The sequence below is a fragment of the Umezawaea sp. Da 62-37 genome, assembly GCF_032460545.1.
Lineage (GTDB): Bacteria > Actinomycetota > Actinomycetes > Mycobacteriales > Pseudonocardiaceae > Umezawaea.
This window is the reverse complement of the sequence record NZ_CP135965.1, coordinates 2,148,171-2,163,415: the sequence shown is the minus strand read 5'-3', so window position 1 is coordinate 2,163,415 and position 15,245 is coordinate 2,148,171. Positions and strand designations below refer to the sequence as shown.

The 15,245-nt window shown below is 71.9% G+C and carries 15 protein-coding genes; 10 read left to right on the top strand and 5 right to left on the bottom strand.

The annotated features are described in order from the left end of the window. The 5 genes from RM788_RS09295 to RM788_RS09275 form a co-directional block, all read right to left on the bottom strand. Positions 1 to 1,077 carry a DSD1 family PLP-dependent enzyme gene (locus RM788_RS09295; protein ID WP_315931160.1) on the bottom strand — a complete coding sequence of 359 codons (1,077 nt, stop codon included), beginning with the start codon at positions 1,075 to 1,077 and terminating at the stop codon, positions 1 to 3. A 5-nt stretch (positions 1,078 to 1,082) separates the two neighbouring features. Then, positions 1,083 to 1,703: a helix-turn-helix transcriptional regulator gene (locus RM788_RS09290; protein WP_315931159.1), complete on the bottom strand. Its 621-nt coding sequence runs from the start codon at positions 1,701 to 1,703 to the stop codon at positions 1,083 to 1,085. Then, positions 1,700 to 2,803 (bottom strand): threonine synthase, encoded by a 1,104-nt coding sequence (locus tag RM788_RS09285; RefSeq protein WP_315931158.1) that lies wholly within the window; start codon positions 2,801 to 2,803, stop codon positions 1,700 to 1,702. Before RM788_RS09285 ends, RM788_RS09290 begins: the two co-directional genes overlap by 4 nt. Positions 2,804 to 2,858: 55 nt before the next feature. Further along, entirely contained in the window at positions 2,859 to 3,602 is a 744-nt protein-coding gene (locus RM788_RS09280) for an SDR family NAD(P)-dependent oxidoreductase (protein ID WP_315931157.1), read from the bottom strand. Positions 3,603 to 3,706: 104 nt separating this feature from the next. Continuing rightward, positions 3,707 to 4,732, bottom strand: a complete 1,026-nt coding sequence (locus RM788_RS09275) for a LacI family DNA-binding transcriptional regulator (RefSeq protein ID WP_315931156.1) — start codon at positions 4,730 to 4,732, stop codon at positions 3,707 to 3,709. Positions 4,733 to 5,101: 369 nt separating this feature from the next. Here RM788_RS09275 and RM788_RS09270 point away from each other — a divergent pair, with 369 nt between their 5' ends. The 10 genes from RM788_RS09270 (at position 5,102) to RM788_RS09225 (ending at position 15,120) form a co-directional block, all read left to right on the top strand. Further along, entirely contained in the window at positions 5,102 to 6,433 is a 1,332-nt protein-coding gene (locus RM788_RS09270; RefSeq protein ID WP_315931155.1) for an ABC transporter substrate-binding protein, read from the top strand. 31 nt (positions 6,434 to 6,464) lie between these two features. Beyond that, on the top strand, positions 6,465 to 7,427 hold the full coding sequence (locus RM788_RS09265) for a carbohydrate ABC transporter permease (RefSeq protein WP_315931154.1): 963 nt from the start codon (positions 6,465 to 6,467) through the stop codon (positions 7,425 to 7,427). Further along, entirely contained in the window at positions 7,424 to 8,290 is an 867-nt protein-coding gene (locus RM788_RS09260) for a carbohydrate ABC transporter permease (protein ID WP_315931153.1), read from the top strand. Before RM788_RS09265 ends, RM788_RS09260 begins: the two co-directional genes overlap by 4 nt. Positions 8,291 to 8,411: 121 nt before the next feature. After that, entirely contained in the window at positions 8,412 to 9,824 is a 1,413-nt protein-coding gene (locus RM788_RS09255; RefSeq protein WP_399344940.1) for an arabinosylfuranosidase ArfA, read from the top strand. Positions 9,825 to 9,865: 41 nt separating this feature from the next. After that, positions 9,866 to 10,450 (top strand): helix-turn-helix domain-containing protein, encoded by a 585-nt coding sequence (locus tag RM788_RS09250; protein ID WP_315931151.1) that lies wholly within the window; start codon positions 9,866 to 9,868, stop codon positions 10,448 to 10,450. A 61-nt stretch (positions 10,451 to 10,511) separates the two neighbouring features. Beyond that, positions 10,512 to 11,657 carry an NAD(P)/FAD-dependent oxidoreductase gene (locus tag RM788_RS09245; RefSeq protein WP_315931150.1) on the top strand — a complete coding sequence of 382 codons (1,146 nt, stop codon included), beginning with the start codon at positions 10,512 to 10,514 and terminating at the stop codon, positions 11,655 to 11,657. Next, the gene (locus RM788_RS09240; RefSeq protein WP_315931149.1) at positions 11,654 to 11,911 is read left to right on the top strand and encodes a (2Fe-2S)-binding protein; all 258 of its coding nucleotides are present in this window, start codon (positions 11,654 to 11,656) and stop codon (positions 11,909 to 11,911) included. The genes RM788_RS09245 and RM788_RS09240 overlap by 4 nt, the downstream gene beginning before the upstream one ends. Next, entirely contained in the window at positions 11,908 to 13,212 is a 1,305-nt protein-coding gene (locus RM788_RS09235) for an FAD-dependent oxidoreductase (RefSeq protein WP_315931148.1), read from the top strand. Before RM788_RS09240 ends, RM788_RS09235 begins: the two co-directional genes overlap by 4 nt. After that, entirely contained in the window at positions 13,209 to 14,117 is a 909-nt protein-coding gene (locus tag RM788_RS09230) for a dihydrodipicolinate synthase family protein (RefSeq protein ID WP_315931147.1), read from the top strand. The genes RM788_RS09235 and RM788_RS09230 overlap by 4 nt, the downstream gene beginning before the upstream one ends. A 1-nt stretch (position 14,118) precedes the next feature. Next, positions 14,119 to 15,120 carry a proline racemase family protein gene (locus RM788_RS09225; RefSeq protein ID WP_315931146.1) on the top strand — a complete coding sequence of 334 codons (1,002 nt, stop codon included), beginning with the start codon at positions 14,119 to 14,121 and terminating at the stop codon, positions 15,118 to 15,120. The last annotated feature ends 125 nt before the right edge of the window (positions 15,121 to 15,245 follow it).

The following is a 15,245-nucleotide window of genomic DNA, read 5'->3' as shown; positions in this document are numbered from 1 at the left end:
TCACCAGCCGTTCACCCGCGGCCAGACGGTGCTGGAGTCCACGAGGTTGTAGTGGTCGTGCTGCGCCGCGGTGGCGCACGCGTGGTTGGGCAGCACGCGGACACGGGTGCCCACGGGGAGATCGGGGAAGGGCGCCGTGCTGCCCGCGCGCAGCGACAGGACGCCGTGCTCCTGGCTGGCGCCGGTCATCAGCAGGTCCGGGATGGGCGTGCCGTCCTCCGCGACCACGAGGCCGTAGCCCTGGTCGATCGGCTGGGCGGCGGTGCCGCGGTCGCGGGAGGTGGCCATCCAGCCCGCGTCGGTCAGGATCCAACCCTTGTCCGGGCGGTGGCCGATGACGGTCGTGACCACGGACAGGGCGAGGTCGTCCACGGTGCACACGCCGATGCCCGCCATGACCAGGTCGAAGAACACGAAGTTGCCGGCTCGCACCTCCGTGACACCGGTCAGGTCACGGGCGGAGTGGGCGGTCGGCGTGGAGCCGACGCTGACGACCGGCGCGGGGAAACCGGCCGCCCGCAGGTCTTCCGCCACGCGGACGGCGGTGGCGCGCTCGTGCTCGGCCGCGGCCACGAGTTCCGGTTCGGTGAAGCAGGAGTACGACTCGCCCGCGTGGGTTAGGACGCCGCGGAGGTGGTCGCCCAGCACGGCGGCGATCTCCAGGACTTCCGGCGCGCCGGGCGTGACGCCGCCGCGGTGGCCGTCGCAGTCGACCTCGATCAACGCGGGCACGCCCGCCTCGGCGACGGCATGGGCCTGGGCGACGCTGTCCAGGAGCACGACCAGGTCCACACCGGACCGGCGGAGGTCGAGCACCCGGTCGAGCTTGTGCGGGGCGATGCCGACGGCGTAGACGATGTCGGTGAAACCGCTGGCCGCGAACGCTTCCGCCTCGCGCAGGGTGGACACGGTGATCGGCCCGGTGCCGCCGTCGAACAGCAGCCGGGTCACGTCCACGGACTTCGAGGTCTTCACGTGCGGTCGCAACGCGGTGCCGAGGCCTGCCAGGTGGGTGCGGAGGCGGTCGACGTTGCGCCTGACCTTGGCCAGGTCCAGCAACAGGTGGGGAGTGGTCATGGAGGTCAACTCACGTAGTTGTAGACGGTGGCGCGGGAGACGCCGAGGATGTCGGTAAGCGCCGGGACCGAGTGCTTCACGTCGAGGAACCCGCCCTCCTTGAGGGAGCGCAGGAGTTCCTTCCGGGCGGCCGGGCTCAGGCCGCGCGGGGTCTGGCCGCGGGCGGCGGCGAACTCCTCGACGAGCGAGCGGAGCTCGTCGACGGTGCGGGCGCGGAGGTTCTCGACGAGCGGCTGCTGCTGCTCGTCGGTGCGCACGAGGTTGTGCAGGCTGCGGGCGACCGTGGCGAACAGCGACACGTCGAGGTTCAGGCAGAGCGCGGCGATGTAGGTGCCCTCGCTGTTCTTGATGCCGATGGACGTGCTCTTCGCGGGTCGCCCGTCGGGAAAGGTGTTGGGGTAGTTCTGGATGACGTTCGGGTAGTCCGGGTCCTGGATCCGCGCCACGCCGATCTCCGTGGCGGGGTCGCCGATCGACCGGCCGGACAGGTTGTTCTCGATGACCCGGATGGTGTGCTCGGGGTCGCGCAGGTCGTGCAGGACCACCTCGCACAGGCCGGGGAACATCCGGCCGAGCGCGGTCGCGATCGTCTCCGCCTCGCGCAGCAGCAGTTCGTCCTCGGTCATCCGAACAACCCGCCCATCGCGGTGGCGGCCTTGAGGCCGGAGCCGGTCAGCACGACGACGGTCGTGTCACCGGGGCGGATCGCGCCGCGCGCGGTGAACACGTCGACGGCCGCGGCGGCCGTCGCGCTGGTGGGCTCGGCGTACAGGCCCATCCCCGCCAGACCGCGGACGGCGGCGACGATGTCGGCCTCCGGGATCGCGGCCACGTCACCGCCGGAACGCCGGATGGCGGCGAGCACCTCCGGCAGCCGGACGGGTTCGCGGATCGCGGTGCCCTCGGCGATCGTGGGGGCGAACGAGACCTCCGAGCGGCCGTGGAAACGCGCGTCGATCGGCGCGCAGTTCGACGGCTGGGCCACCAGCAGCCGGGGGAGGCGGTCGATCCGGCCCGCCGCCAGGAGTTCGGTGAACCCGAGGTCGCAGCCCAGCACGATGCTGCCGGCGCCCGCCACCGTGACGACGTTGTCCGGTGCGGTGAACCCGAGGTCCTCCCACAGCTCGTAGGCGAGGGTCTTGGTGCCCTCGAGGAAGAACGGGTGCCAGTTGTGGCTCGCGTAGCAGGTGTCGGCCGATTCCCGCAGCGCCTGCGCGGAGGTAGCCGAGCGGTCGCCCGGCACCAGCACGACCTCGGCGCCGTAGGCCCTGCTCTGCAACACCTTCGCGGGCGAGGTGCCCTCCGGCGCCAGGATCCGGGCCTTGATGCCCGCGGCGGCGCTGTAGGCCGCGACGGACGAGCCGCCGTTGCCGGAGCTGTCCTCGACGACGGCGTCCACACCGGACCGGGCCAGCATCGACATCATCACGGTGGTGCCGCGGTCCTTGAAGCTCCCGGTGGGGCTGAACCACTCCAGCTTGAACCGCACGGCCGTGCCGCCCCACCGCCCCTCGACCAGCGGGGTGCAGCCCTCGCCGAGCGAGACGGGCCGCCCGATGCCGCCCGGCAGCGCGGCCCGGTAGCGCCAGAGCGACCGGACGCCCGTGTCCACGTCATCCGGGCCGATGCCGGGCGACGGGGCCACCGTCAACGGCGCCCCGTCGTCCCCGCGCCACCGCTCGGCGTCGATCGGATAGGTCCTGCCGGACCTCGTGTCGAGGTACATGACCACCCTTCGCTTGGACGTTCGGTCCAACTGTAGACCAAACGTCCAGTGAGGGTCAGAGCAGCATGCCTCCCGAGGCCTCGATCCGCTGGCCGGTGATCCACGCGTTGTCGTCGGACAGCAGCGACGCGACCACGCCGCCGATGTCGTCGGGCACGCCGACCCGGCCCAGCGCGATCTGCGACGCCAGGGCGGCGTTCACGTCGGCGTTGTCGCGCACGACGCCGCCCCCGAAGTCCGTCTCGATCGGTCCGGGCGCGATCGTGTTCACGGTGATGCCGCGCGGGCCCAACTCCTTGGCCAGGTACCGGGTCAGCACCTCCACGGCGCCCTTCATCGCCCCGTAGGCCGCGTAGCCGGGACCCGCGAACCGGGCCAGCCCGGAGGACACGTTGAGGATCCGGCCGCCGTCGGCGATGACCGGCAGCAGCGCCTGCGTGAGGAAGAAGACGCCCTTGAAGTGGACGGCCATCAGCTCGTCGAACACCTCCTCGGTGGTGTCGGCGAAGCTGCTGTGGATCCCGACGCCCGCGTTGTTGACCAGGTGGTCGAAGGTGTCGCGGTCCCACGTCTCCTTGAGCACGCGGCGGACGTCGTCGGCGAACCCGGCGGACGCGCCCATGTCGAGTCGCAGTGCCACGGCCGTGCGGCCGAGCGCGGCCACCTCCTGGACGACCGCGTCGGCCTCGGCGGCGTTCGAGCGGTAGGTGATGATCAGGTCGACGCCCTGGCGCGCCAGGGCGAGCGCGGCGTTGCGGCCGAGTCCGCGGTTGGCGCCGGTGACGATCGCGATCTTCATTGTGCTTCCCTCTTCCGTAGAACTCCTTGCCACACCAGCGTGACGGTGGAACGGGAGGGTGACCACGGCTCGTCGAGCCCCTGCTCGGCAAGCAGGGGCTGGGCTCAGGCGCCCCGGCGGCCGAGGGTGCTCTGCCGGGCGACCAGCCGGTGCGTGGCCCGCACCTCGATGCCGGGCAGCGGCTCGGTGCTGCCGATCCGCTGGAGCAGCCGGTCGACCGCGGTGGCCGCGATGGCGGTCTTGTCCGGCGAGATGGTGCTGATCGTCGGGTTGGAGTAGCGGCCCTCCTCGATGTCGTCGTACCCGATCAGCGCGATGTCCTCCGGCACCCGGAGCCCGCGTTCGAGCGCGGCGTGCAGGGCTCCGAGGGCGACGAGGTCGCTGTAGCAGAACGCCGCGTCCGGCGGTTCGTCCCGATCCAGCAGCAGGGTCATCGCCCCCGCCCCGTCCGCCCTGTTGAACCGGGGTGTGCCGATGACGAGCGACTCGTCGACGACCAACCCCGCGTCCTCGTGCGCCTGCCGGTAGCCGCGGGTGCGCAGCTGCGCCGCCTCGCCGGTCGGGTACGGCTGGTCGCCTATGGCCGCGATCCGCCGCCTGCCCAGGCCGATCAGGTGCCGGGTGGCCTCCCGCGACGCCTCCACGTCGTCGATGCCGACGTGGTCGAACGTGCCCGCGGAAGTGCGTTCGCCCAGGATGACCAGCGGCAGCGACGCGTCGTGGTCGGACAGGTCGGCCTGCGCGAGTCCGAGCGGGCTCAGGATCATGCCGTCGAACGCGAACCCGCGCGCGCCGCGCCGGATCAGCTCGCGCTCGTGAGCGGGGTCGCCGTCGGTCTGGTCGATCAGCACGTTGTAGCCGCGCTCCCGCGCCCTCGGGATGATGCCCTGCAGCAGTTCCGCGAAGTACGGCGTGTCCAGGTACGGCACGACCACCGCGATCTGCCCCGACCGGCCGTTCGCCAGGTTGCGGGCCAGCACGTTGGGCCGGTAGTCGAGCTCGACGATCGCCCGCTCCACCTTCACCCTCGTGCGCTCGGTGACCCGCGCGTAGCCGTTGACCACGTTCGAGACCGTGCGGGCCGACACGCCCGCGAGCTGGGCGACGTCGCGCAGGGTGGCATCACGCATGGCACTCCTCGGTCCGGACCCGCGCGGCGCCCGTTGCAGCGCTGCAAGGAAGTGTGCCCCGCTGTCCGGCGCCGGGACAACACGACCCGCCGACCTGAACCAATCCAGCCGCAGGTCTCGGCCGAATTAAGTTCACATGAGGTCTTGCAGCGCGGCAAAACCCGGGCCATAGTCCTTTGCAGCGCAGCAATTACGGTGCCGCGCCGGTGGGCCGAGTCGGTCCCGCCGGTCGCGGCGCGAACACCCCCGCGGTGCGCCCGAGCGCCCCGCGACGTTGCCGCACGACTTCCGCCTCCTCATCCGCCCACCGTCACAGTGGCGGTGACCCGGCCTGCCCTCACGACCCGTCGCGACAGGAAGGTGCTGCTCATGCCCGGTGCAACCAGGTTGCGGAGGATCGCGTCGGCGCTCGTCGTCGGGAGTGTGCTGGCGGTCGCGGCGTGCAGCGGAGGTGATGGCGCGACCGATGGCACGGGTGCGGACGGCAAGCCCGCCCACGTGTCGGTCTGGGCGTGGTACCCGGAGTTCAAGGGTGTCGTCGACGCTTTCAACGCCTCGCACACCGATGTCCAGATCGACTGGACCAATGTGGGTACGGGCCCTGACCAGTACGCCAAGCTCAAGACCGCGTTCACGGCCGGGACCGGGGCGCCGGACGTGGCCATGGTCGAGTTCCAGGAGATCCCCACGTTCGTCATCCTCGAAGCCCTCGTCGACATGGGCGAGTACGGCGCCAACGACGACAAGGACCTCTACGCGGAGTGGGCCTGGAGCCAGGCCACCGACGGGCGGAAGGTGTACGCGATCCCGGTCGACGGCGGCCCGATGGCGCTGATGTACCGCAAGGACCTCTTCGACCAGTTCCGGATCCCCGTGCCGAAGACGTGGACCGAGTACGCCGACGCGGCCGTGAAGATCAAGGCTGCCGACCCGAACGCCTACATCGCGAGCTTCGGCAGCGACGGCGGCTGGATCAACGGGCTCATGTGGCAGGCCGGGTGCAGGCCCTACGGCTACTCCCAGGCCGAGGCCAAGGACAAGGTGAAGATCAACCTGACCAGCCCGGAGTGCAAGAAGGTCTTCGACCTCTACGGCGGCTTGGTGGACAAGGGCCTGATGGCCAAGGACCCGTTCTTCACCGCCGACGCCACCGCGGCGCTCGACTCCGGCAAGTACTGGACGTGGGCCGCGGCGGGCTGGACCCCCGGCTACGTCGCCGGGTCGCTGAAGAACACCGCGGGCAAGTGGGCGGTCGCGCCGATGCCGCAGTGGACCGCGGGCGCCGACGACCAGGGCGACTGGGGCGGTTCGACGTTCGCGGTCACCAAGCAGGCCAAGAACCCCAAGGCGGCGACCCTGGTGGCCAGGGAGCTGTTCGGCGCCTCCAAGGCGGCCTGGGACATCGGCCTGAACAAGGCGTTCCTCTACCCGCTGGTCAAGAACGTGGCCGCGGACCCGGCGTTCACCGGCAAGGCCTACGACTTCTTCGCCGGGCAGAAGGTGAACGAGATCTTCGTGCCGGTGTCGGAGAAGCTCGGCGAGTTCCAGTACACGCCGTTCCAGGACTTCGTGTTCCAGAACCTCAACGACCGCAGCGCCGAGGCGATGTCCGGCAGCAGGCCGTGGAGTTCCGTGCTGGAGGAGACGCAGAAGAACGTCGTCACCTACGCCCAGCAGCAGGGCTTCACCGTCACCCAGTAGCCCGCACGCGGTCGACGACAGGAGGTTGTTCGTGACACGGGCCCTGCCGAGAACGGCGCCGGAGGACGGTGGCGCGCCCAGACGCCCGTCGATCGAACGGGCGCCGAGGCGCGGCTCGCGCGGCGTCACGGCGCACTCGCTGGCCGGGATGCTCTTCGTGCTGCCGTTCTTCCTCGTGGTGGTCGCGTTCCTGGTGGTGCCGCTGGGTTTCGCACTCTACCTCAGCTTCTTCACCAAGAGCCTGGTGCTGGGATCGCGGTTCAGCGGCCTCGACGGCTACGTGCGCGCGTTCACGGACCCGTTGCTGCTGGACGGTTTCCTGCGCGTCCTGCTGTTCGGCGCCGTGCAGATCCCGATCATGCTGGGGATCGCGCTGGCCGGGGCGCTGGCCCTGGACGCGATCACCACCCGGTTCGCGGTGCTCTACCGGCTGTTCGCGTTCATGCCCTACGCCGTCCCGGCCGTCATCGGCGCGCTCATGTGGGGATTCCTGTACAGCAAGACGTTCGGCCCGTTCAGCGGCGTGACGAGCCTGTTCGGCGGGGACCCGGTGGACTTCTTCGGCGGGCCGCTGCTGCTGGTGTCGCTGGGGAACATCGTCACCTGGGCGTGGACCGGTTACAACATGATCGTCATGTACTCGGCGCTGCAGGGCGTGCCGCGCGAGATGTACGAGGCGGCCGTGCTCGACGGGGCCTCACCGGTGCAGATCGCCCTGCGCGTCAAGGTCCCCGCCATCCGGCAGGCCATCTCGCTCGCCGCGATCTTCACCGTCATCGGGACCATGCAGTTCTTCACCGAACCGCAGATCATGGCCCGGTTCGCGCCCCAGATCTCGGCCGGCTACACGCCGAACCTGTACGCCTACAACCAGGCGTTCGCCTACTCGAACTTCAACTACTCCGCCACGATCTCGTTCACCCTCGGCTTCGTCGTGTTCGTCGTGGCCTACGCCTTCGTGTTCGTCAGCCGCCGCAGGGGAGCGGGATCGTGAGCGCGGCCTCGCGCCGGTTCGGCGAGCCGAACCCCAGGGTGCCGCACATCGTGATGGCGGCCGGGATGCTCTACTTCCTCGTCCCGCTGCTGTGGGTCGTGATCGCGGCGACCAAGAGCCAGCCGGACCTGCTGTCCAGTCCGGCCCTGTGGTTCGGCCGCGGGTTCGCCCTCTTCGACAACATCGGGCAGCTGTTCCGCGAGGACGGCGGCGTCTACGGCCGCTGGCTGGTCAACACCGCGCTGTACTCGGGGGCGAGCGCGCTGGGGGCGACGCTGCTCGCGGCGTTCGCGGGTTACGGGCTGGCGCGCTTCTCGTTCTGGGGCAAGGGGTTCTTCGAGACCGCGCTGCTCGGCATGATCATGGTGCCCGCCACCGCGCTGGTGCTGCCGACCTACCTGATCCTGTCCCGGCTGGGGCTCGTGAACACGGCCTGGGCGGTCATCCTGCCCTCGCTGCTCAGCCCGTTCGGCGCCTACCTCATCCGCGTCTACGTGACGGAGAGCGTGCCGGTGGAGCTGATCGACGCCGCCCGCGTCGACCGGGCCTCCGAGCTGCGGATCTTCTGGCAGATCGTGGTGCCGATGATCCGCCCGGCGATCGTCACCGTCTTCCTGTTCACGCTCGTGGCGACGTGGAACAACTACTTCCTGCCGCTGGTGATGCTCAGCGACGCCGACCTCTACCCGTTGACGGTCGGGCTGACCACGTGGTTCAACACCGCGCAGCAGGAGGCGGGTACGAGGGTGCTGTTCAACCTCGTCGTCACCGGGTCGCTGGTGGCGATCGTCCCGCTGATCATCGCGTTCGTCCTGCTCCAGCGCTTCTGGCGGAGCGGCGTGGGCACCGGTGCCCTGAAGTAGTCCTGTCCGAGAGTTCCGCGAACCCCGCAGGAGAACCGTGCTCACCGCCACCCTCGTCATCAGTCCCGACTTCGTGATCGCGCCGGTGCGGCGCAGGCTCTTCGGGTCGTTCGTGGAGCACATGGGCCGCTGCGTCTACACGGGCATCTACGAGCCGGGCCACCCGACCGCCGACGAGGACGGGTTCCGCGGCGACGTGCTGGCGCTGACCCGTGAACTCGGCGTCTCGCTGGTCCGCTACCCCGGCGGCAACTTCGTGTCCGGCTACCGGTGGGAGGACGGCGTCGGCCCGGACCGCCCGGTGCGCCGCGAACTCGCGTGGCGCAGCATCGAGACCAACGAGGTCGGCGTCGACGAGTTCGTGCGGTGGGCGCGCAAGGCCGACGTGGAGGTCATGTACGCGGTCAACCTCGGCACGCGCGGGGTCCAGGAGGCGCTCGACGTCCAGGAGTACCTGAACCACGAGGGCGGCACGCGGCTGTCGGACCTGCGCCGCGCCAACGGGTCCGAGGAGCCGCACGGCGTCACGATGTGGTGCCTGGGCAACGAGCTGGACGGGCCGTGGCAGACCGGCCACAAGACCGCGCACGAGTACGGCAGGCTCGCCGCGGAGACCGCGCGGGCGTTGCGCCAGGCCGAACCGGGCCTCGAACTGGTGGCCTGCGGGAGTTCCAGTTCCGCCATGCCGACGTTCGGCCACTGGGAGTCCGAGGTGCTGGAGCTGACCTACGACCAGGTCGACCACATCTCCTGCCACGCCTACTACGAGGTGCTCGACGGGGACGTCGACAGCTTCCTGGCCTCGGCGGTGGACATGGACCGCTTCATCGACAGCGTGGTCGCCACCGCGGACGCCGTCGGCGCGCGGCTCAAGAGCGACAAGCGGATCGGCGTGTCGTTCGACGAGTGGAACGTCTGGTACCAGAAGCGCTTCCACGCCGACCCGCCCGTCGAGTGGCGGACCGCGCCGCGGCTGATCGAGGACACCTACGACGTCACCGACGCCGTGGTGGTCGGCAGCCTGCTGATCTCGCTGCTGCGGCACAGCGACCGCGTGGTCGCCGCGTGCCAGGCGCAGCTGGTCAACGTGATCGCGCCGATCCGCAGCGAGCCCGGCGGCCCGGCGTGGCGGCAGACGATCTTCCACCCGTTCGCGCTGACCTCCCGGCTGGCGCGCGGTGACGTGCTGCGGACGCAGGTCGCGTCGCCGAGCGGGACGACCGCGCGCTTCGGCGACGTCCCGGTGGTCGACGCGGTCGCCACGCACGACGCGGAAAGCGGTGACACGGTGGTGTTCGCGGTGAACCGGCACCGGGAGGAGCCGGTGGAACTGCGGGTGGCGCTCGCGGCGTTCGGCGACGTGCGGGTGGCCGAGGTGTGGACGGTGTCCGATGAGGACACGACCGCGACCAACACCGAGCAGGACCCGGACCGGGTCGTGCCGCGGCAGGGGACCGCGGACATCGCCGACGACGGCTTGGTCGTGGTGCTCCCACCGGTCTCCTGGACCGTCGTGCGGCTCGCCCGCCGGTAGTCACGGGTACCGTGCTCGCCGGACGGGGCGAGGAGGTTCGGGTGGTCAGGGAGCAAGCCGGGCAGGTGCTGGCGGCGAACCTGCGCGCGCTGCGCGAGCACGGCGGACTGTCGCTGTCCGAGCTGGCGCGGCGGTCGGGCATCGCGAAGGGCACGCTGTCCCAGCTGGAGTCGGGGATGGGCAATCCGACCATCGACACGGTGTTCAGTTTGTCGAACACCCTGGGCGTGCCGGTGTCCGATCTGCTGACCGCGCCCGTCGACTCGGACGTGGTGCTGGTGCGCGCGGCCGACCTGGACGTGCTCTCCAGCAACGCCGTCGACCTGCGCATGGTCCGCAGGCTCACCATCGGCGAGACCGTCGTCGAGGTCTACGACCAGCGCGTTCGACCGGGGCAGACCCAGTACTCCTCCGGACACCCCGGCCGCGAGCACGTGCTGGTCATCTCAGGCGTGCTCCGGGTGGGCCCGCCGACCGCGCCGTACGAGCTGGGCCCCGGCGACTACGTCTGCTTCCCGGCGCAGGCCCCGCACACCTACCGGACCGTCGGCGGGCCGGTCGAGTCCGTGTTGCTGCTGGAACACCCGGACGGCGCGCATCTCGGACGGGCCGCGCACGGGGATTGACCTCGCGTCCGACACGCGCCTACGCTCAAAGCGTTCACTTCAATGAACGATTGGAGTGCGAGTGCGCTACCCGGACGTGGTCGTGGTCGGCTCGGGCGTCATCGGCGCCGCCTGCGCCGAGGCGCTGAGCGCGGCGGGCGCCGGGGTGACCGTGCTGGACCGGGGACCGCTCGGCGCGGGCACGAGCGCCGCGGGCGAGGGCAACGTCCTGGTGTCCGACAAGGGGCCCGGCCCCGAACTCGACCTGGCCCTGGCGTCGCTGCGCCGCTGGCCCGCGCTGCTCGACGAACTGGGCGTGGACGTGGAGTGGGACGCCAAGGGCGGCCTGGTCGTGGCGACCGGTGAGGGGGCGGCGACGGCGTTGTTCGAGTTCGCCGCCGGTCAACGGCCCGCGGGCGTCGACGCGCGGGTGATCACCCCGGACGAGGCGCACGACCGCGAGCCCCACCTGACCCCCGCCGTCGTGGCGGCCGTGCACTACCCGCAGGACGCCCAGCTCCAGCCCGTCCTGGTGACGAAAGCGCTGCTCGCGGCGGTGCGCCGTCGGGGCGGCGCGCTGCGTCCCGGTGTGCGGGCCACCGGCCTGCGCCGGTCCGGTGGCAGGGTGGTCGCCGTCCGTACCGCCGACGGCGACGTGCCGTGCGGCGCCGTGGTCAACGCGTGCGGGCCGTGGTCGGGTGAGGTGTCCGCCGCGTTCGGCGCGCCGATCACCGTGCTGCCGCGCCGGGGTGTGGTCCTGGTGACCGCCGCGCTGCCGCCGACCGTGCGGCACAAGGTGTACGACGCCGACTACGTGGGCGCGGTCGCCAGCGGTGACGCCGACCTCCAGATCTCCGCGGTGGTCGAGTCGACGGCCGGGGGCACCGTGCTCATCGGGTCGAGCAGGCAGCGGGTCGGGTTCGACGACTCGATCCGGGTCGAGGTGCTGCGGGCGATCGCCCGCCGGGCCGTGGCGCTGTTCCCGGTGCTGGCGAACGTGCCGGTCATGCGCGCTTACGGCGGGTTCCGGCCGTACGCGCCGGATCACCTGCCGGTCATCGGCGCCGACCCGCGGTGCGCGGGGCTCTGGCACGCGACCGGTCACGAGGGCGCGGGCATCGGACTGGCGGCCGCCACCGGCAGGCTGCTCGCCGAACTCGTCACCGGAGCCGGTCCGCACCTCGACCCGGCACCGTTCCGGGTGGACCGACCGGGGGTGCTCGCATGAGGATCACCGTCGACGGCGAACCGCACGATGTGCCGCCCGGCCGGACGATCGCCGGCGTCCTGATCGCCTCGGGCCGGTCGTCGTGGCGCACCACGCGCGCCGGGGAACGCCCGCGCGGGGTGTTCTGCGGCATCGGGGTCTGCTTCGACTGCCTCGTCGTGGTCAACGGCGTGCCCGACGTCCGAGCCTGCCAGCGGTACCCCGAGGACGGCGACGCCGTCCGCACCCAGCACGGGGCGGAGCTGCCGACGTGAGGGTCGTCGTGGTCGGCGGCGGGCCCGCCGGGCTGGCCGCCGCCGACGCTGCGGTCAGGGCGGGCGCCGAGGTCGTGCTGGTGGACTCCGAGCCGTGGCTGGGCGGCCAGTACCACCGGGGCACGCCGCAGCACGCGGACTCCCGCGTGCGACACCTGGCCAGTAGCACGGTGTGGGCGTTCGAGGGCCTGCGCCTGCACGTCCGCAGCGGTCCGGCCGACAGCCCGCACCGGACTCCCCACGTGCTCGACGCCGACGCCGTCGTGCTGGCGACCGGCGCGCACGACCGGGTCGTCCCGTTCCCCGGCTGGGACCTCCCCGGCGTCTACACCGCAGGCGCCGCGCAAGCGTTGGCGAAGGGCCAGGGCGTCGCGGTCGGCAGGCGGGTCGTCGTCTCCGGCACCGGCCCGTTCCTGCTGCCGGTGGCTGAGTCGCTGGTCCGGGTCGGCGCACGGGTCGTGGAAGTGCTGGAAGCCAACGCCTTCGGTGCCTGGGCCCGGTATCCCGGTGCTCTCGCGAACGTCAGCAAGCTCGGTGAACTGGCGCGGTACGCGACCGTGCTCGGACGGCACCGGATCCCGGTCCGCGGCCGGGCCGCCGTGATCGCCGCGCACGGCGACGACCGGGTCACCGGGGTCACGGTCGCCCGGCTGCGCCCGGACTGGTCGGTCGTCGACGGCACCCGCCGCCGGATCGCGGTGGACGCGGTGTGCGTCGGCCACGGCTTCACCCCGCGCCTGGAACTGGCCGTGGGCTTCGGCTGCCGCCTGGTCGGCGGGTTCGTTGCGGTCGACGGCACCGGCGCCACCTCGGTCCCCGGCGTGTACGCGGCGGGCGAGGTCACGGGCATCGGCGGCGCCGACCTCGCCGCCGCCGAAGGCGCCGTCGCGGGCGCGGCGGCGGCCCGTGCCCCCGAGCCGCCGACCAGGGCGTTGCGCGCGGTGCGTCGGGGCAGGCGGTTCGCCGAGGCGCTGGCCGCCGCGCACCCGGTGCGCGAGGGGCGGCACGGCTGGCTCACGCCGGACACGCTGGTGTGCCGGTGCGAGGAGGTCACCCTGCACGACCTGGACGCCGCACTCGACCTGGGCGCGGCCGACGTGCGCACGATCAAGCTGGCCAGTCGCGCCGGACTCGGGCTGTGCCAGGGCCGGACGTGCGGTCTGGAGATCGCCGACCTGGCCGCTGCCCGGCTCGGCCACCCGCTGCCCGACGCGGACGCCTTCCACCGCCGACCGCTCGCCACGCCGCTGCGGCTCGGCGAGCTCGCCGACGCGCCCCTGCTGCCCGAGGAGGACCTGTGACCGAACGTCTCGACGGTGTCATCGTGGCGACCGCGCTGCCCTACGCCGAGGATCCCGGCGCGCCCGCCGGGCTGCGGCCGGACCTGGACCGCTACGCCGAGCACTGCCGCTGGGTGGTCGACAACGGCTGCCGCGGCGTCGGCCCGAACGGCTCGCTCGGCGAGTACTCCTCGCTGACCGACGCCGAACGCCGCGAGGTCGCCCGGACGGCGGTGGCCGCGGTCGGCGGTGACGCCCTCGTCGTGGTCGGTGTGCACGGGCCGGGTTCGCACCAGGCGCGGCACTGGGCCGAGCTGGCCGCCGAGGACGGGGCGGACGGCGTGCTGTGCCTGCCGCCGACGATGTACCGGGCCAACGCCCGCGAGGTCGTCGCGCACTTCACCGCGGTCGCGGCCGTGGGCCTGCCGGTGATGGTCTACAACAACCCGTTCGACACCAAGGTCGACCTCACGCCCGAGCTGCTGACCGAGATCGCCGCCATCGACAACGTGGTCGCGGTGAAGGAGTTCTCCGGGGACGTCCGGCGGGTGCTGGAGATCCGCGAACGGGCGCCGGGCCTGACGGTGGTGGCGGGCGCGGACGACGTGGTGCTGGAGTCGCTGCTGATGGGCGCGACCGGCTGGTTCGCCGGGTTCCCCAACGTCTTCCCCGCCGAGTCCGCGCGGCTCTACGAGCTGGCGACCACCGGCAGGGTCGAAGAGGCGCGGGAGCTGTACGAACCGCTCGTGGCGGCGTTCCGCTGGGACTCGCGCACCGAGTTCGTGCAGGCGATCAAGCGCGGCATGGACCAGGCCGGGCGCTTCGGCGGGCCGTGCAGGCCGCCGCGCGGACCGCTGTCCGCGGCGCAGATCGACGTGCTGGACGCCGACCTGCGGCGCGCCTTCGACCACCTGAAGGGGGCCTGACATGCGCTCGGTCCGAACCCTGACCGCCGTCGACTCGCACACCGAGGGCATGCCGACGAGGGTGATCACCGGCGGTGTCGGCGTCATCCCCGGCGACACCATGGCCCAGCGCCGCCTGCACTTCGTCGAGCACCTGGACCACCTCCGCCGGTTCCTGGTCAACGAGCCGCGCGGCCACGCGGCGATGAGCGGGGCGATCCTCCAGCCGCCGACCAGGCCGGACGCGGACTGGGGCGTGCTCTACATCGAGGTCTCCGGGTGCCTGCCGATGTGCGGGCACGGCACGATCGGCGTGGTGACCGTGCTGGTGGAGACCGGCATGGTCACCGTCACCGAACCGGAGACGGTGGTGCGGCTGGACACCCCGGCCGGGCTCGTCGAGGCGCGGGCGGTGGTGCGCGACGGCCGCGCGGAGTCCGTGACCATCGAGAACGTGCCGTCCTTCACGACCAGGCAGGACGCGGTGGTGGAGGTGCCGGGCCTCGGGCAGGTGCGCTACGACATGGCCTACGGCGGCAACTTCTACGCGATCCTGCCGATCGCGGACCTCGGCATCCCGTTCGACCGCGCGGAGAAGGACCGGATGCTGGCCGCGGGACTGGACATCATGGCGGCGATCGACGCGACCGACCGGCCCGTGCACCCCCTCGACCCGGCGATCTCCGGCTGCAAACACGTCCAGCTCACCGCGCCGGGCGAGGCGGGCAGCGACTCGCGCAACGCCATGGTCGTGCACCCCGGCTGGTTCGACCGCTCACCCTGCGGCACCGGCACGTCGGCGCGGCTCGCCCAGCTGCACGGCCGAGGCGAGCTGGCTCTGGGCGTCGACCACGTCAACGAGTCGTTGCTGGGCACGAGGTTCACCGGTCGACTGGTGCGCGCCGAAAGGGTCGGGGACGTGGACGCCGTCGTCCCCACGATCACCGGCCGCGCCTGGATCACCGGCATGGCCCAGTACCTGCTCGACCCGACCGACCCCTTCCCGGAGGGCTTCGTCCTGTAATCGGCACCCGGCCTACACCGCGATCACGGACCCGCCAAGGGACGTGGCCGGTTGTGGTCACGGGCCGTCTTTTTCCGCGCCGACAACGCCAACGACCAGGTGTGATCGCTAGCATCTGCTCCGCG